Origin of the sequence: Microbacterium sp. ZW T5_45 (genome assembly GCF_044987415.1) — a bacterium.
Classification (GTDB): domain Bacteria; phylum Actinomycetota; class Actinomycetes; order Actinomycetales; family Microbacteriaceae; genus Microbacterium.
Genome location: NZ_JBJDRJ010000005.1, coordinates 139,908 through 157,009 on the forward strand (window position 1 = coordinate 139,908; position 17,102 = coordinate 157,009).

The 17,102-nt window shown below is 63.7% G+C and carries 12 protein-coding genes; 4 read left to right on the forward strand and 8 right to left on the reverse strand.

All coding sequences use genetic code 11. The features are described 5' to 3' along the window. Window positions 1-33: 33 nt before the first annotated feature. Window positions 34-1,107 (reverse strand): LacI family DNA-binding transcriptional regulator, encoded by a 1,074-nt coding sequence (locus ACI3KS_RS04035; RefSeq protein ID WP_404915481.1) that lies wholly within the window; start codon window positions 1,105-1,107, stop codon window positions 34-36. A 28-nt stretch (window positions 1,108-1,135) separates the two neighbouring features. After that, a complete protein-coding gene (locus ACI3KS_RS04040) occupies window positions 1,136-1,822 on the reverse strand; it encodes a ThuA domain-containing protein (protein WP_404915459.1) in 687 nt (228 codons plus the stop codon). Between the two features lie 77 nt (window positions 1,823-1,899). Here ACI3KS_RS04040 and ACI3KS_RS04045 point away from each other — a divergent pair, with 77 nt between their 5' ends. Further along, window positions 1,900-2,874 carry a hydroxyacid dehydrogenase gene (locus ACI3KS_RS04045; protein WP_404915461.1) on the forward strand — a complete coding sequence of 325 codons (975 nt, stop codon included), beginning with the start codon at window positions 1,900-1,902 and terminating at the stop codon, window positions 2,872-2,874. Between the two features lie 140 nt (window positions 2,875-3,014). On the opposite strand, the gene ACI3KS_RS04050 is transcribed toward ACI3KS_RS04045, so the two are convergent. Continuing rightward, complete coding sequence (locus ACI3KS_RS04050; RefSeq protein WP_404915463.1) at window positions 3,015-7,139, reverse strand: discoidin domain-containing protein; 4,125 nt, start codon at window positions 7,137-7,139, stop codon at window positions 3,015-3,017. A 490-nt stretch (window positions 7,140-7,629) separates the two neighbouring features. Here ACI3KS_RS04050 and ACI3KS_RS04055 point away from each other — a divergent pair, with 490 nt between their 5' ends. Beyond that, window positions 7,630-9,210, forward strand: a complete 1,581-nt coding sequence (locus ACI3KS_RS04055; RefSeq protein ID WP_404915483.1) for a family 43 glycosylhydrolase — start codon at window positions 7,630-7,632, stop codon at window positions 9,208-9,210. Window positions 9,211-9,267: 57 nt separating this feature from the next. On the opposite strand, the gene xylB is transcribed toward ACI3KS_RS04055, so the two are convergent. From xylB to ACI3KS_RS04080, 5 genes are all read right to left on the reverse strand, one after another. Next, window positions 9,268-10,785 carry a xylulokinase gene (gene xylB, locus ACI3KS_RS04060; RefSeq protein WP_404915465.1) on the reverse strand — a complete coding sequence of 506 codons (1,518 nt, stop codon included), beginning with the start codon at window positions 10,783-10,785 and terminating at the stop codon, window positions 9,268-9,270. A gap of 19 nt (window positions 10,786-10,804) precedes the next feature. Continuing rightward, the gene (locus tag ACI3KS_RS04065) at window positions 10,805-11,425 is read right to left on the reverse strand and encodes an SIS domain-containing protein (RefSeq protein WP_404915467.1); all 621 of its coding nucleotides are present in this window, start codon (window positions 11,423-11,425) and stop codon (window positions 10,805-10,807) included. 34 nt (window positions 11,426-11,459) lie between these two features. Beyond that, the gene (locus ACI3KS_RS04070) at window positions 11,460-13,010 is read right to left on the reverse strand and encodes a sugar ABC transporter ATP-binding protein (protein ID WP_404915469.1); all 1,551 of its coding nucleotides are present in this window, start codon (window positions 13,008-13,010) and stop codon (window positions 11,460-11,462) included. Window position 13,011: 1 nt separating this feature from the next. Then, a complete protein-coding gene (locus ACI3KS_RS04075) occupies window positions 13,012-14,010 on the reverse strand; it encodes a substrate-binding domain-containing protein (protein WP_404915471.1) in 999 nt (332 codons plus the stop codon). 80 nt (window positions 14,011-14,090) lie between these two features. Beyond that, window positions 14,091-15,164 (reverse strand): ABC transporter permease, encoded by a 1,074-nt coding sequence (locus ACI3KS_RS04080; RefSeq protein ID WP_404915473.1) that lies wholly within the window; start codon window positions 15,162-15,164, stop codon window positions 14,091-14,093. Between the two features lie 121 nt (window positions 15,165-15,285). Here ACI3KS_RS04080 and ACI3KS_RS04085 point away from each other — a divergent pair, with 121 nt between their 5' ends. Then, a complete protein-coding gene (locus tag ACI3KS_RS04085; RefSeq protein WP_404915475.1) occupies window positions 15,286-16,272 on the forward strand; it encodes a sugar-binding transcriptional regulator in 987 nt (328 codons plus the stop codon). 2 nt (window positions 16,273-16,274) lie between these two features. Beyond that, complete coding sequence (locus ACI3KS_RS04090) at window positions 16,275-16,910, forward strand: hypothetical protein (protein ID WP_404915477.1); 636 nt, start codon at window positions 16,275-16,277, stop codon at window positions 16,908-16,910. Window positions 16,911-17,102: the final 192 nt, after the last annotated feature.

Sequence of the window (17,102 nt, forward strand, 5' to 3'; positions counted from 1 at the left end):
ATAGCGTTATCCTATCCGGGAGCAGGCCCTCCTCTAAGAGGCTTCGCCCGGCGTACACGGCAAGACAACCTGATGAGGAAGCACCTCGTGGTGGTCGTCTGCGAGCCCGTCATTCATAGCGACAGCAACGGCAGCCTGACCCATTTCGGCAAGTGGAATTCTCACGGTGCTGAGGGTCGGAACGAGGTCGCTGACGACACCGATGTGGTCGAAACCCGAGACGAGCACGTCTCGCGGCACCGCGAGACCGAGCCGACGGAGGCCGATGATCGCCCCCACGGCGAGGGCATCACTCATGGCGGCGATGACGTCGACGCTCTGGAGGGCGGTGCCGAATGCATGGACGGCGTCTACGCCGCCGTCGCGAGAGAATTCTGCGTGTGCGATGAATCTCTGGGGGACGGCGACACCTGCTTCGTGCAGTCCCGCGAGAAATCCCTGAAGTCGAGTTTGAGCAGTGATCTCGTGTTCTGGCCCAGAGACGACCGCAAAGCGTCGCGCTCCGGTGGCTGCCAGACCTCGGGCAAGCTCGTGCGCCGCGTTCGCGGCGTCGACGGTAACTTTAGGGAACGGAAGGGCGCTATCCCCGATGACGACGATGCGCGCGCCTTGCCGACGAAGAAGCACCAATTCCTTTCCAACGCGCTCTTCTCGTGCGCTGTCACTGGTTCTGCTCGTGGCGACGATGACCGCTCGAGGCCGATCGCCGCGCAACTGGCGCAAGACCTCGAGTTCTCGAGCGGAATCGTCCCGGGTTGTGCGAACCGCGACAGCGAGATCGCGATCTTCCGCTGCGTGCATGATGCCGCCGATCATGACGGTGGATCCGAGGTCTTCGATTGAATTGACGATCACGGCAATGCTTTGTGATCGCCCGCCCTTGATGGTGCGAGCAGCAGCGCTGGGCGCGTACCCAAGTTCCTCCGCGGCCTCTCGGACGCGTGCACGAAGGGTCGGGTCACCACTCTCACGGCCTCGGATACCGCCGTTAAGCACCCGAGACGCCGTAGGGACCGACACTTGTGCGCGGAGGGCCACATCCGCAAGCGTTGCGGGGCGGTCTTGCAGTGTCATCCGTAGTCTCCTTGAGTGAGCTGACACATCCATCACATCACGGCCCGTCGAGATACAGTGCTCACACCCCGGGAGACTCGTCGCGATGTGCTGCCCACACGGCCAAGCGGGTGATCAGCTGCCGGTGTCCCTCCGACTCGTACGACTTCTCGTCGTGGCCAAGGACGTCGACCGCGATGCGTGATCGACCGTAGCGGCGCACCCAGGCGCTGGGCTCAGGGCCCTGTTCGCCGGGATGGGTAGCGACCACGTCACGGCTTCCCAGTTGCTGCAGCCGGCAGTAGCGTTCGTCGAAGACGTCGAAGTCGTCGAAGCCGGCTCCGCCCTCTTCGTCCGGGAACCCGTTCACCTTCACGTTCGTCATGGAGGCCGGCGGGTGCCAGGACAGCCCGGGCACCCACATACCTCCGATCGCCGGGAACCAGTCCGGATAGTCGCGGAGCGATGACACCGCGCAGTGCATCGCGAGCAGCCCTAATCCCTGGGTTAACACCGCCCCGAAGGCTGCCGGATCACCCGTCACCTTCGGGGCGACGTCGCCCTCCCCTGCTTCTCGCCAAGGATCCCCCGCATTAACGACAAGCAAATCCACACCCCGGAGGTTGGGTATCGCATGGTCAACATCCTCATCCACACGGACGGAGAAGCCCGCGTCCTCCAAGACAGCGGCCAACAGCGGGCTCGTCTTCGTGAACGGATGCCACGGGTCGGCGTACCGACCAGTGCCACTGGCTATAACTGCGCGCATCGTGATCAACCTTATCGAGGTGGAAAACGCTATCCATACACGGTAGCATCCGAAGGTACCGCGACGAAGGGATCCGGATGAAAGCCGCCCTCATGATGGATGCCAAGACGCTTCCTCATGTCTTCGGCGACGCAGAGCGCAGGCGCCTGCACGAGTTGCTCGAGGTGGACTTCTCTCAGGTGGCGACCTCGTTCGACGACCTGGATTCGGCCGCGCTGTCAGAGGTGGAAGTACTTCTCACGGGGTGGGGTGTCCCGCGAGTCGATGTTCGGGCCCTGGGCGCGATGCCTGCGCTGCGGGCCATCATTCATTGGGGTGGGAGCGTGGGTTTCATCGATCCTGCCGCGACCGCTCGGGGCGTCGTGGTGTCATCGGCTCGAGACGCGAATGCGATCCCTGTCGCGGAGTACACCGTTGCTCTCCTCATCCTCGCTGCAAAGGACGCCTTCTGGGTGTCGCGGCAATATTCAGCGGAGCAGCGGGCAATCGACCGTGAAGCAGAGTTGGCTCACACGGGACTCTATGGGACCTCCATCGGCATCGTCGGCGCGTCCAGTATCGGTTCTCGGGTAATGGAGATGCTGCGAACCTTTGCGGTGGACGTCTTCCTGTTCGATCCGTTCGCCACGGCACAACGAGCTGAGGAGCTCGGCGCCACGCTGGTAACCACGATGGAGGAGCTGGCCTCGAGATGCCGCATTCTGTCGGTGCACGCGCCTGAGATACCCGCCACCCGCGGTATGGTCTCGCGCACGGTGCTGGCTGCTCTCCCGGATGGAAGCACGGTCGTTAACACATCTCGGGGGACCCTCATCGATCAGGAGGCTTTGGTAGACGAGCTGCGATCTGGTCGTCTCCGCGCGATGCTGGATGTCACCGATCCCGACGTCCTTCCGGTGGGCCATCCGCTCTACACATTGCCGAATGTCTTCTTGACACCTCACCTTGCCGGGTCCACCGGTTCGGAATTGCGTCGCCTCGGTCAGGCCACCGTATCCGAGGTGGCCCGATTGGTCGCTGGCCTGCCTTTCGCCCACCCCATGGCAATCTAAACGCGGTCAACCGCACTGCCCAGGATCGGCGACGTTCTCCATCGAACCCTGCGGCCGTTCCCTCGGCAAAGGCGTCATCGGTGCATCGCAACGAGTGAGGGGGCGCCGCATCGTGGCACCCCCTCACTCGTTGCTCGGTGCTACTGATGCGTTCCGAAGAGCCGCAGTTCTGCGATGTTGATCCAGTCATTGTTTGCGACGCGGATGTAACGGAACTCCGTGCTGGGGGCAGCGCTGGACTTCGCCAGCGTCTGCCAGGCGAGCGTTCCTTTGGCGTTGTCGGTGAGGCGCGTCCAGGTCGCCAGATCGTTGGAGCCTTCTAGTCGAACGTCCCCCGCCCGACCGGTTCCGAACGCGTCCTGCCGGACAATGAGTTCGGCGTGATCGAGTCCGATCGCATGACCGGCACCGAAGTCCATCACCAGGTACGGACCGTCGACGGGCACGGAGTCGGAGAACGTCGACACGTTGTGGTCGAACAGCCTGTTCACATGGAGCTGCTTGTCGGCGTTGGGGGTGCCGTTCAGCAGGATGGCCGTGGACTTGCTCGTCACATCAGTGATGAGTCCTTCGTCCGTGGTGAGGAACACGCTCGAACCGTCGGTAGTGGCCACCAGCGGTGGGCGATCCTCCCCGGCGGGCCCGGCGTAGTCCACGCGGAATCCGAGCTTCCGACTCGGGCTGGCGTCGACAGTCACGCTGGCGGTGGCTGTCCACGACGTGCCACTGCCGGTAACGGTGGCCGCTTTCCCGTCGATGGTGGCGGTGACGTCCGTGATCGGCTCCTTGGCCGTGAAGCTGAGGGTGACGGTGTCCCCTTCCACGGCACGGCCTCCCACATCTCCCCCGGAGGAGGTGATCTTCGCCGTCGAGATGCTGGACGCGGCCGGAGCAGTATGCGAGCCGAACAGGCGCAGCTCGGCGATGTTAATCCAATCCGTGTTGGCGACCTTCAGGTACCTGTAGGGCGTCACTGCGGTGCCAGCCGGTCGCTTCAAGAGTTGCCAGTCGAGCGTGGCCTTCGCGTTGTAGCTGACCGGTTTCCAGGTCGCCAGATCGTTCGAGCCCTCGAGGTGAAGGTTCGAGGCGCGACCCGAGCCCCAGCTGTCCTGCCTGACAAGGAGCTCGGCGTGGTCAAGGGCGAGCGATCCCCCGTCACCGAAGTCTAAAATGACGTAGTACTTTCCACCGACCGGGCCGACGTCGCTGAAGGTTGCGGCGTTGGTGTCGAACATGTTGTTCACCCAAGTCTGCTTCGACGGCTCGGGCTCCCCGCTCGTCGACACGATCGTCGCCAGACTCGTGGGCGCCGTAATCAGTCCGGTTGTGTCGGACAGGAACAGGCGAGACTGATCCGTGGTCAGTTGCAAAGGATCCGCGACTTGCCCTGCCGCAGTCTTGTAGGTGACTTTGAAGGAGATGTACGACCCGGGGATCACATCAGAAGGAACGGTCGCCGTCGCCTTCCATGAGGTGCCCGCGCCGGTGATCTCCGCAGGCGCCCCCTGAATGGTGCCCTCCACGTCGGTGATGGGTTCCGTGGTCGCGAAGGTGAGGGCGACGACATCACCGGTGGCGGCGATCCCTGCGATGGGGTTGTTCGAGGTGATCGACGCGGTCGTGACGCGGTTGACCGATTCGACGCGTTCGCCGTGGATGCGGAACTCGCCAATACTGAAAATGCCCGGGAAGTTCGGATCCGTGGCTACCCCCGGTTCGTCGACCTGCACCTTGATCAATCGGTACGCGGTATCCGCCTGGGAGGGACCAACAGGCAGCGTCTCGCGATCGTTCGTGTTGGTCGTCATCCGGGTGGTCAGCTTCGTCCAGGTCGTCCCGTCATTCGAGCCATACACGTTCGTGCCCTGGGAGCGGTTCCCGAAGGTCTGGCGCGCCTGCAACTCGAAGGCGTCCGCTTTCACCCGATATCCGGGGCCGAAATCGAAAGTGAACGAGGGGACCGTGAGGTCACCCGCGAACGTCGTGTTGTCGTCGTCCGCCAGCGTCGCGGCAAGGTTTGCATCCAGGGTAGACGTCGACACCGCCAGGTAGTCGAGTGTGCCGTCGCCGAGGAGCGGGGTGAGGGGCTCGAGTCCGCGAACCGCGTTCTGCACCTTCACAAGAGCGTCAGCGAAGGAACGGTAGCTTCCGGTCTTCACGAGCTTTTGAGCAGCTTCGACCGCGGTGTCGTACGCGGATCGACTGACGCTCGTGTATGTCACCGTCGTGTCGTAGCCGTCCTTCGCGAGGGCCAACGCGCCGGCGCGGTCCTGGGCGATGCGGATCGTGACAGCGAGAGCCGTGGCGGTGGCGCCGTCATCGGCCTGCACGACTGCAACCGTGTCGCCACCCTGCTTGGCGCGGGGGATCCAAGTGAGGCGGCCGGCACTGCTGTCCACGACCAGGCCATTGGGAGCGACGGGGGTGCTATAGGTCAGCGTCTCACCAGTGCCTTCGTTGTCGGCGGCGAGGTCAGCATCCAGTGGTTGTCCCACGACACCGATCAGTGTGGTGGTGCTGCCTTGCGGGAAACGAGGTGGGGTGACCTCCGTGGAGGCGTCGGCGTCGAGGTAATCGAGGTCGACAGACGTGTTGGTTCCGCTGAGGGTGAGGAAGACGATGTTGTTGTCCCCCATCACCGCCTTCGGAATAACACTGGTGTCCATGTCGTAAGTGACGTAGCGCCACTGACCCCCGGTGTTGGGGACCGTGAAGCGGTGGTACGGCTCCGATTCGCGCTGACTACTGACGCTGAGGGTGGACGTCTCGGTCGTGCGTACCCGAAGAGCGACCGGGCTGAACCCGTCGCGGGGGCCGTAGAGAAGGTTGCGGACGGCGATGGTCGTGTCCTTATTCTTCTTCACGCTCGCCCGCAGGAAAGCTTGGTCTCCTTCACGAAGAACTGAGGCCTTGCCCGCGATCACCGCTCCCTTGGCCTCGAACTGCAGGTTCTGGTCAGCGGCGGGGACACTTTCTCCCTTCGCGGCGACTGGAATGGAAAGCCAATAGTCATCGCCGGGGATGCTGCCGCCCCAGAAGCTGTACAGCCCGTCGTCGGCGATCTTCGTGCCGATCTCGTGGCTCGTCCAGTTGTAGAAGTAGGCCCCGTCGCGCTGCTCGAACTGCTTAGCGACGTAGGGGGCGACGTCTGCGACATTCACGCGTTCGTCGTAGGTGTAGATGTGGTACAGCTCGTTCAGAGCGTCCGGGCCGCGGCCCCGGTACGACTGGGCGAGCCGTCCACCCTGGTCGGTGATGTCGATCCAAGGCACGTCGTAGCCCATAGTGAAGCCCACGAACGCGTTCGCCCCCTTCAAGAGCCGGTCGCTGAGGAACCGGTAAGGAGTGACAGCGCCCTTCTTCGTCGACGGGACCCCGGTCTTCGGGTCAAGCTTGGTGCCCTGGGTGTCGACCATGCGTGCCAGCGCCGTGAGCGTGAGCACATCATCGGCAGCGTGCGCCTGGTCGCGGCCCATTTCCACGTGCTGGACGAAAGACTTGTTGAACGGGTTCAGCGGGTCGTTCTTGTCGATGAGACGGAACATCGCTGCCACGGAACCGTTCACATCCTGATCCGGGTGGCTCGCGTTGACGGTGAACCACTCGACCCGCTCGTTGTAGCGGGCTTGATTGTTCGTGAAAATCGCCCCCGACATCGATGCGAGCATCGGCAGCGTGCCCTGGTTCATGTACCAGGCGTTGCTGTAGGCGAACGTCGCGGTGACCGGCTCGATGAAGTTCTCCGTGAAGTCATCTGTATCTTGCCCCGTCCACTCCAGCGGGTAGCCACCGCCACCGTCGACGACCGATGTGTAGCGGAGGAGCTCGGCCGCCTGAATCAGACGGTATGCCCCGCCACCTATCTTGATCTGCGCGTCCGGGTAGAACTCGTACTTCTCCGGATCCATGTGGCTCCAGATACGCACGATCTTCAGCGCGTTCTCGCGGTACACCGGGTCGCCAGTGAGGAAGTACAGCAGCGCCTGCGTCTGCGCGCCGGCGCCGTCAGCATCCAGGCGCGAGTTCATTCCGGCGTCCGCGAAAGCGTCAGACAGCGGCACTCCGTCCCCAGCACCCTGATTCGTCGATGTCAGTGTGCGGCTGGCGTATTTCGTGGCTTTCATCGCATTGAAGAAGCTCGCCCACGGGTCAGCACCGGCCAACAGTTGGGTACGGGTGGCCTCCAACGCATCGGCGGTGATGCCGATACCGGGGTGGGTGAACCCCGCTTCCGTCACGCGCTCGATCGCGACCTCTGCCGTCACAGGAACGTCCGTGACGGCTGCAGCGGGTTGGACGGGGATCAGCGATCCAACCGCAAGGGCAAGAGCGGTCGCGACGGTGGCCACAACTGGCCGTCGACGCGGGTGCTGTGTTATTGACACGTCCTTCTCCTCCGTGAGAGTGCGCGTGGCGCGGATCGTTCAGCGCCGTCATTGCGGATAACGCTATCCGCTCTGCCAGTGTGCCCAACGCGAGACCTGAGGTCAACCAGTCCGCAGAAAATCTCGGCGCGGGAAACGAACAGCCGAGGAGGGCCCCAGAACCGTCTCAGCGTTGGCGCGGATATGGGGGCCGAGCATGGATGTCATCCAAACACTCGCCCAGATCAGGTACGTCTATCCCGGAAGCTTCGAGCGTTAGGCGTCATGCAGGCTTTGCCAACCGGCGAGATCCACGACTTTGTTCGCCGTCGTACCTCAGACAACGGGTGTGCTCTCGGATAACGTTTGCCGAGGGGCTACTCTGAACCCCGTGACCTCTCGACTCCTCAACCCCGTTATCCGCGGATTCAACCCCGATCCGTCGATCCTGCGAGTGGGGGACGACTACTACATTGCGACGAGCACCTTCGAGTACCATCCCGCCGTCCGCCTACATCACTCGACCAACCTTCAGGAGTGGGAGGTCATCGGCCATGCACTCGATGAGGGCTTCGACCTCCGCGGGGTACCGGATTCCGGCGGAGTGTGGGCCCCCAGTCTGACGCACTCTGAGGGTCAGTTCTGGCTCGCATACTCCGTCGTTCGGTCGATGGATGGCGATGACCTCGACATCGACAACTACCTGGTCACGGGAGCGTCAATCGACGGCCCTTGGAGCGCACCCATCTACCTCGGATCCCGAGGATTCGACTTCTCCTTCTTCCAGGACTCTGACGGCACCCACTGGATCGTCGGGGTGCAGTGGGATCAACGCTCCGACGTCTCGTCCTTCGCCGGCATCGTCATCGAACAGTACTTCCCCGACGAAAAACGGACGAGTGGGCACGCAGAGCTCCTCTTCCAGGACACGGAACTTGTCGAGGGGCCGAATCTTTACCAGGTCGACGGGTGGTATTACCTCCTTCTCGCGGAAGGTGGGACCGGATGGAACCACGGCATCACCACCGCACGCTCGCGCTCGCGCTTCGGCCCGTATGAGCGCGACCCTCTCCCCGCAGTACTCACCTCTCGAGATGCACCCGGTGAAGCCCTCCAAAAAGCAGGGCATGGTGAGCTCGTCCGGACAGCCAACGGCGACTGGTGGCTTGTGCACCTGGCAAGCCGCCCCGTCCTCCATCAAGGGGAGAGGTACTCCACCCTGGGTCGCGAAACTTGCCTCCAACGCGTCGTCTTCGATGCGGAAGGATGGTTGCGCCTGCAACAGGGCGGCCACCATGCCGCAACAAGCGTCGAACTTGATTCCACGTTCCCTGAGCGCGACCCTTCCCTCTCCCCCGCCGACGACTTTCGTGAGGAGTTCCTCTCCACCGCGCTCGACAGTCGCTCCTGGTCAACGCTCCGCACGTCGCTGCCTCCCAAGACCCTCGACCTGACCTCCCGCCCCGGCTGGCTTCGCATGCGCGGCGGTCACTCCCCCGCGTCGGTTTTCGACCAGTCGATGGTGCTGACCCCAGTGCGAGAGCACTTGGCCGCCATCGAGCTCCACGTCGATGCATCACCCCGAAGCCCTCGCGAGATGGCCGGCCTGATTCTTTGGTACGACCGAAACGGGTGGATCTGGCTCCACGTCACGGGTGACTCACACAGTGGCCGGTATGTCATCGTCACGCAGCGCGATGGCGCGGCCACGACGTCCTCCCACCCAGTACCGGCACCTGAGGGACCACTCACCCTTGGCGCATTGATCGCCGGACCGACCGTCACCTTCCAGGTGAACGATCGACCCCTCGACGGCACTTATCCGGTATGGACCCTGTCGGACGACCACGGGGCAAAGTTGCGCTTCACCGGGTTACACGCGGGTGCTCGAACCGACGACCTCGACGGGCGCGGATGGTCAGCCGACCTCACGAACTTCTCTGTCCGTTACCAGAGAGCGGAGACCGCCTGACGTTTGCACCCAGGGAAGGCGCGACACATGCGGTGGTGCGATCGCCCCCTGCGTCCATCAGTCGCCTGACGGCCTTCGCTTCGGACGCATGTCTCCGGTGGCGGGCGGGGCGAGGCGTGGACTCCCGGGCCCCTTCACTAGTGCGTCGTATCGGGCCCGCGCGATCTCGACGCGGCTGCCTCGCGGCTCTGTGACGGAGATGACTCTCGGATCCCAGCTGTCGCGCACTACGGGAATCGACTCGGTTTGCAGGATTGCAGCCGCCTGAATGCATGCTCCCCTTGCTGTCGCCTCAGGGACATCCTTGGTGAGGAGGGGCGCCCCAAGGATGTCGCTGAGCAGTTGGCGGTAAGCCGGCGACTTTGCCCCTCCTCCCACGACTGTGACTGTGCCGTCGGCTGGAGCGCCAGCGTTACGGATCGCCTCGTGTCCCGCGACGAGCCCAAATAGCACGCCCTCGTATGCGGATCGGGCTATGTCTTCCCGAGTAGTCGACGTGGATAGACCGCCGAGGAGACCCGTAGCGTCGGGTCGGTTCGGAGTACGCTCCCCATCCAAGAACGCCATGAACACGGGACGCTCATCCTTGTCTGGCGCATGGAGCGCGAGCTCCGAGAGCTGTTCGAGATCGACGTCGAGCCACCGGCCGACCGCGTCGGTGACCTTGGTCGAGTTCAGAGTCGACACCAGTGGCAGGAACCCGCCGGCGGCGTCTGCAACGCCGTCGACGAGACCGAGGTGATCGAAGACCGGAGTGCGCGACTCAGTGAGAACAACTCCCGACGTTCCCAGACTGTAGAGAACGTCGCCCTCTCGCGTCCCGATTCCCAGGGCACCGGCGTGCTGATCTCCTGCTCCGGGTCCGACGATCACGGCGCGTGAAAGACCGAGGCGGTCGGCGACACGAGGCCGAATGAGACCTGCGGCCTGTGCGGGTCCGAGAACCTCCGGCAGGAGCACATCCCATGCCACCTCATCGGAAACGTACCGTGAGAGCAGATCAAACCGCCAGGCAGATTCGTGCGCGGCGTAGTAACCAGTCCCCGAGGCATCGGAACGATCCGTCACTGTACGCCCGGTCAGCCGGAACGTCAGGTAGTCGTGCGGGACGAGAACATGTCGAGTTGCGCTGAGTAGCGAAGGTTCGTGTTGCGCCATCCATGCAAGTTTGGTGATGGTAAACGCGGCCGTCGGGACGGAACCGATTGAATCGGCCCACGTCGCGGCACCGAGGTGCGTCACCATCTCTCGAGCTTGGGGGGCTGATTCGGTGTCGTTCCAGAGCTTCGCTGAACGCAACGGCTGCCCGTTCGCGTCGAGCATGACCAAACCGTGACATTGAGCGGCGACGCTGATCGCGCGTATCTCATGAGCCGGGAGGGCCGCGTTACTCACGGCTCGACCTAACGCCAACTCGAATGCGTTCCACCAGTCATCCGGGTGTTGCTCACTCACCGGGGGGAACGTGACGGGATGGGGCGCCCTCCCGGAACCTCGTAGTTCGCCAGTGTCGGCGTCGCGGAGTTCGACGGTGCAGGACTGGGTGGAACTGTCCACCCCGGCGACGATGCTCATGGGAGTATCTTGTCCCGATTCAGGCGGACGGGGACGTGTTGAGGCTGTCCAGCGGTTCTGGCAGGTCGGTGATGAGCCCGACCGCCCCCGCAGGGTGTGTCTCGAGTACCTGGTCCCAGCCGTAACCGCGACGGCGCATGAGGACGTTGGCGAGGGCATCTCCCCACACCGATGTTACGAGGGTGCTTCCCATCGCGATGACTCCCCCGGGGTCGCCGTCACCTACGGTGGTGAGAACGACGGTGAGGTCGGCGAGTCGGCCGAGGGTGGATTCCGGGTCTGCGGTGATGGCGACTACCTTCACGGAGCGGCGCTGCGCTCGCGTGGAGAAATCATTGATTTCGCTCGATTCGCCGCCGCGGGATATGGAGATGAGCACGTCGCCGGGAGCGAGTGCGCCCATCGTGCCATGCAGGGCGTCCATGGGGTGGATGAAGGTCGAGGGTGTTCCACACACCGCCAGCAGATGTGCCATCCGCCGCGCTACGGCTCCCGATGTTCCCGCTCCGGTCACGAATACCTTGCCATTGCAGTGTTCGAGGAGATCAACAACAGCGATGAAGGATTCGTCGATCTGGTCGGCCACGGCCGAGACCGCTGCCCCCTCGTTGCGTACAACCAGGCGCGCGGCCTCGAGCATCGTGAAGTCGATGGACATGGTGAAGGTCCTTTCGTCAGGCCGCGTTCCACGCGGCATGTCGTAGTGAGGCGGGGGTAAGAGAGTCGGGATCCAGGACAGTGCCGTCTGCAGTGCCGTTACTCATAACGAGTACGTCGTCGGAGACCTCGCAGATCTCTTCTTCTTCGCTGGATACGACAATGACCGTGAGGCCGTTTTCGTGCGCGAGTCGACGCACCATTTGGTGGATGTCTGCCTTAACGCCGAGGTCGACTCCTTTTGTAGGCTCGTCCAGGAGCAGAATCTTCGGGTCTTGCGCCAGCGCGCGGGCAAGCAACACCTTTTGCTGATTGCCGCCCGAGAGGCGCTCGATAGGTCCGGAGCGGTTCCCTTTCACCTTAAGCTGGTCCATGTACTCCGTGGCGATCTCTCTGACCCGGGAGCGGTCCAGCTTCCCCCATCGGTACGCTCGGCGAAGCACGGGCAGCATGGCGTTGAGGGACGAGTCGAGCTGCGGGATGATGCCATCAACTTTGCGTTCTTCTGTGACGTAGACCACGCCGGCTTTCATCGCATGATGCGGCCCTCGGGGGGCAAAAGGTTTCCCGAAGACAGTAATGCTCCCGTCCTTGATCGGGTCTAAACCGACCAGGGTGCGCAGCAATTCCGTGCGTCCGGCGCCGACAAGACCGTAAATTCCAAGAACGCGGCCTTCGTGTGCCCGCAGCGTGACGTCGGAGAGAGCGCTGGTGCGTAGTCCCTCGACGTACACGGTGATCTTGTTGGTCGATTGCTCCGCCAACTCTGGTTTGCGGGCAGATCGCCCCACAAGCTGCACTGCGTCCTCGCCGGCGATGGCAGTCACGACGTCTTGACGCGAAACTTCCTTCACGTCCGCATCGATACGCACCCCGCCATCTACGAGAGCGACAACCCGCGATGCCACCGCGTACAGCTCCTCCAGCTTATGGTCGACCAGCACGATGCCAATCCCACGGGAGGAGAGCGTTTTCACGATCTCGAGGAATCGATCGACTTGGGAACCTTCGAGGCTTGTCGTCGGCTCGTCCAGGAGAAGAAACCGGGCGTTTCGGTGAGTTGCGATCGCGATCTCGAGCAGCTGCCGGGTGGCGACCGGATAGCTTCCGACCTTCGCGTCGGGGTCGACATCAAGTCCGAACTCCTCCGTCAGCGCACGCGTCCGCTCACGCATCTGGTCTTTGTTGAGGATCCCACTTCGGGTGCGCTCGTGTCCGAGAAAGGCGTTTTGCGTGACGGTGAGGTTGGGAAGTAGCGACAGCTCCTGGTAGACGGTCGCGATTCCTGCCTGTAGCGCGTCGATCGGCGAGCCCAGGCTTTTTCGCTCACCGTCGAGGAGGATCGCTCCGGACACGGGTTTGATCGCGCCGGATATGACGCGCATCAACGTGGACTTCCCCGCCCCGTTGTGGCCGACCAGTCCCACGACTTCGCCGGGGCGGACGGCGATGGACACGCCTTTCAGCACCGTCACGCCCGAGTAGCTCATGACGACGTCCTGGACTTCCAGGCCGGATCCGGCCACACCGTCCATTGCGGCACCGGTCGCCGCGTCCATCGCCGCCATGTCAGCCGACCTCGCCGGGTGCGGGCGTGTCGCCCGAGACGAACATCTTCAGGGGGAGCAGGATCTCCGGCTCGGGCGTGTCACCGTCGACCCATCCGCGGATCTGGTCGATGACCTGCTTCCCGTACGACTCGGGTTCCTGCGCGACGCAACCTTTGTACTGACCAGCAAGAGGTTCTTCGGAGGCGCAGAAACCGTAGAGGCTCACGTTCGGGTGCCCCTCGAGCCCCTGCAGGGCACCGTACGTTCCGGGGCCTGTGCTGGCGAACACGACATTGATGTCGGGGTTGCCGCTGAGCATCTCGGTGGTGGCCGCGAGGCTGTCGTCGGGCTTGACGTTGCCGTCGACCTTCGCGACGACGGATGCGTTCGCGTTGGCGGCGATGCCCTCCTCGAAACCTTCGTCTCGCTGGACGGTGGGGACCTCATCCGGCTCGGTGACGAATCCGATGTTCAAGGCTGTGTCGGCTCCGAGGTCGGCGAGTACCTGCTCGGCCATCTGCCGCCCTCCGGCACTGTTGTCTGCGCCGAGGTACTGCACGATTGATGCTCCCTGGGCTTCGAGCGCTTCGGGAGAGACGGTCACGTTGACGGTGAACACGGGCACGCCCGCGTCATTGGCCGCCTTCACGATCGCCGCGGCGGGTTCGGATTTCACCGCATTCAGGGCGAGGGCGCACGGCTTCTTCTGCAGCATCGACTGCACCTGCGACAGTTGTGCTGCGTCGTCGTCGTTGGCGACCTGCACCTCGACCTTGAACCCGTTCTTGGTGCCCTGTTCTTCGAACCCCTGCTTCATCGCGACGTAGTACGGGTTGGTGAGGTTCGGAAGCGCAACCGCAATGTACGGGGTGTCGTCATCGCAGGATGCGGGCCGAGGGATCGAACCGTCGGATGCGGTGGGGGCGGTGCCGGTACCGGTGTCGATGGCGCCGGCACACCCGGTCAGCAGCAGCAGAATGCCCGCTGCGGCTGCGGTCAGTGAAATGCGTCGTTGCATGATTGCTCCTTGGTGGAATGGGTTGAAGGCGGCCTTGGGTAGAGGAGAAACGGCGAGTCGGCCTGGTCTCGCCGCGGCGCTTAGCGAGGTTCTCGCGGCGTTCGTGCCGGGGGGTCCGATGTAACTCCGGCCGGAGGACCGGCAGTGGCTACGACGGGAGCGACGGGTCGGGAGCCTGAGGGCTGCCCTGATGAGCCGCGCAGCCGGGAGAAGATGGTGGCGAAGGACAGCTGGCGGCGGTGGGTGTCGATAATCACTCCGCCGAGGATGATGAGACCGATCACCAGGGGCTGCCAGTAGCTCTGCACTCCGATGACGTTCATACCGTTGGACACGGTCGCGATGAGAACTGCGCCGAGGAGCGCACCGCTGATCGAGCCGATGCCCCCGAACAGGCTGACGCCTCCCACGACGGCCGCTGCGATCGAGTAGAACAACTCGTTGCCCGAGCCCGCGCTGGGATAGCCGACCATCAGACGGCTCGTGACGATCAGACCACCCATTGCCGCACACAGTCCACTGAGCGCGTAGGCGAGCAGGATGACGCGCCCACTGTTCACTCCGGCGAGTCGGCTGGTTTCGGCGTTGCCGCCTACCGCGTAGATATGCACGCCGGTCGCGGTGAAGCGCAGAACGAAACCGAAGATGATTGCGGCCACAGCGACGAGGATCACGGGCATCGGAATGCCGAAGACAGACCCCCGACCGATGATGGCGAAGAAGGGATCGGCGACATTCACGGAGCTCGCACCGGTGAGGATGAGCGGGATGCTCGCCGCCACTCCGAAGGTGGCGAAGGTGACGATGAACGGGGGCAGCTTCAAGTAGTAGATGAGCCCCCCGTTGATCGCCCCCACGAGCAGCCCTGTCGCGATCGCGATCAGGACTGCCGCCCACCAGGGAAGGCCGCCGCTCATCGCGAGGGCGGCGATCATTCCTGTCAGCGCCACGTTGGAGCCGGTGGACAGATCGATCCCGCCCGTCAGAAGCACGAAAGTCTGCCCGAGGGCCAGGAACGCGATCACCGCGCCGTTGAGCAGGAGCACCTGCGCGTTCTCGAGCGTGCGGAAGTTCGGCGAAAGGAAGCTGAACGCGACCACGACCAGTACCAGCACGGCCGCAATCCCCACCTCATTGGGCACTCGTCTGCGCATCGTCTCTGCCTCCTTGCAGCCAACTTGGCTTAATTCGCTCATTTGAGCATTTTTTATGCCCATGTGTGCAATAGTAGACTCGCGCTGGTGATTGCGCAACTGATTCGAAGGGAGTGTGCCGGTGGCACGCACACGATCGGCCCAATCTGCGGAACTCACGGTTGAGGAACGCAGTCGCCTGCTCGCGGTCGCGCGCCGGTATTACCTGGAGGACCGCAGCAAGACTGAGATCGCTGCTGAACTCGACATCTCACGCTTCAAGGTTGCGCGAATGCTGGAACTCGCTCGTGCGCAAGAACTCGTCACCATCACCTTGAATGACGACGGCGCGGTGGCTTGGGACCTGTCTCAGCAACTCGCGGAGCACCTGAACCTGAAAGAGGCGGTCGTCGTCCACGCGAACGGCGACACAGAGCGCGTCCGCAACCGCGTGGCTATGGCGGGTGCGGAGCTCCTTAGCTCCACGCTGCGCGACGGTGAGGTGCTCGGCCTGGCATGGGGACGCACGCTCAGCGCGCTGACCACTGCCCTGCCCCGCCTCCCCAAGATGTCCATCGTCCAGCTCACAGGTGCCGCGGGCTCGGATCTGGGTCAGTCGCCCGTCGAACTGGTTCGTCTCATGGCGCACAACTCAGGCGGATCAGCGCACCCGATCTTCGCCCCGCTCGTGGTCGAGACCGCAGAAACGGCCCGCGCTCTCCGGCAGCAGGCTGATATCGCCAGAGCGATCGCCATGTTCGCCGACGTCACAACAGCGCTCGTATCCGTCGGTTCCTGGAACCCGCCGGACTCGCAGCTCTACGACTTCCTCCCGTCTGCGGCGCGAGATGATCTGATGGCGCGAGGAGTCGTCGCCGAAGTATCAGCGACGCTTCTCTCCGCGGACGGGGAGGCCATCGCGGAGGACTTCGCCGACCGGACGATCGCCGTCACTTCCTCGCAACTGAGGGCAATCCCCCGCGTTCTGGCCGTCGCCGCCGGGGAGAGAAAAGCCGGTGCTGTTGTAGCCGTGGCACGTGCCCGTTTGATCACGGGGTTGGTGACAGATCACTCCCTCGCCGCGCAAGCGCTCACTCATCCTCCCGTTCGCCGCTCCGAGGGCTCGTGACGATGAGAGTGGCAGGCTCACTCTGGTCGGTTCCCCCCGCCAAGGTTCGGAGTGAGGCGTCGCGGCTTGTCACCGCTGGGCTCGGCGTATGGCATTGGGATCGCGCCGACGGGTCATTGGGCCCCGCCGGCGGATTTACTGCTCGGGACGCCCACGAAATCACTGCAAGCACTGGGGCGCGCTCAGAAGCACATCTAATGCTCGCCGACCCACGGCCCGAACTCGACGACTGGCTGGCTTTCTCGGAGTTGGTGATCGTGCACGTGGAGAGCACCTATTGGCGAGAATCGGTCGACCACATACGCACATCGGGCGCGCGTGCGGGCATCGCCATCGGCCCAGACAGTGAGCTTCCGCAAGGACTCGACGCTGACCTCGCGGTCCTCATCATGACCGTCGCCCCAGGCAACGCGGGGACCGGTTTCCGAACAGACAGGCTCCCGCTCCTCGAGCTTGCGCGTCGCCAACCGCTGCGAGGAGTGGACGGGAGTGTCGACGGCGAACGGAGTCGAAGCGCGCGCGCACACGGCGCGAACTGGGTCGTCAGCGGAACAGCACTCACAACCGCGAAAGACCCGAGCGCCTGGCTAAACGCGCTCAGATCCCTACCCAGCCGCGTTTCCGAGACTGACGGTTGACCTAGGCTGCATCTCTGAAACGCGGTGGATCAGTATCCTGGTTGGGCGCGACTACTGCGGCTCCGCTAGGGCGTGTCTCCTAAATGGTGGGCGTGGTCTGAGAGTGTTGTCGGGTGAGTCGTTTCGTGTTGTTGTCGGATGCCCAGTGGGCGTCGATCTCCGATCTCATGCCCGGCCCCACGGGGCGTAAGG

What these genes read in the sequence shown, in the direction of transcription:
- ACI3KS_RS04035 (WP_404915481.1), bottom strand. Translation starts at nt 1,107, where the DNA reads ATGGATGTGTCAGCTCACTCAAGGAGACTACGGATGACACTGCAAGAC.
- ACI3KS_RS04040 (WP_404915459.1), bottom strand. Translation starts at nt 1,822, where the DNA reads ATGCGCGCAGTTATAGCCAGTGGCACTGGTCGGTACGCCGACCCGTGG.
- ACI3KS_RS04045 (WP_404915461.1), top strand. Translation starts at nt 1,900, where the DNA reads ATGAAAGCCGCCCTCATGATGGATGCCAAGACGCTTCCTCATGTCTTC.
- xylB (WP_404915465.1), bottom strand. Translation starts at nt 10,785, where the DNA reads ATGAGCATCGTCGCCGGGGTGGACAGTTCCACCCAGTCCTGCACCGTC.
- ACI3KS_RS04065 (WP_404915467.1), bottom strand. Translation starts at nt 11,425, where the DNA reads ATGCTCGAGGCCGCGCGCCTGGTTGTACGCAACGAGGGGGCAGCGGTC.
- ACI3KS_RS04070 (WP_404915469.1), bottom strand. Translation starts at nt 13,010, where the DNA reads ATGGCGGCGATGGACGCGGCGACCGGTGCCGCAATGGACGGTGTGGCC.
- ACI3KS_RS04075 (WP_404915471.1), bottom strand. Translation starts at nt 14,010, where the DNA reads ATGCAACGACGCATTTCACTGACCGCAGCCGCAGCGGGCATTCTGCTG.
- ACI3KS_RS04080 (WP_404915473.1), bottom strand. Translation starts at nt 15,164, where the DNA reads ATGCGCAGACGAGTGCCCAATGAGGTGGGGATTGCGGCCGTGCTGGTA.
- ACI3KS_RS04090 (WP_404915477.1), top strand. Translation starts at nt 16,275, where the DNA reads ATGAGAGTGGCAGGCTCACTCTGGTCGGTTCCCCCCGCCAAGGTTCGG.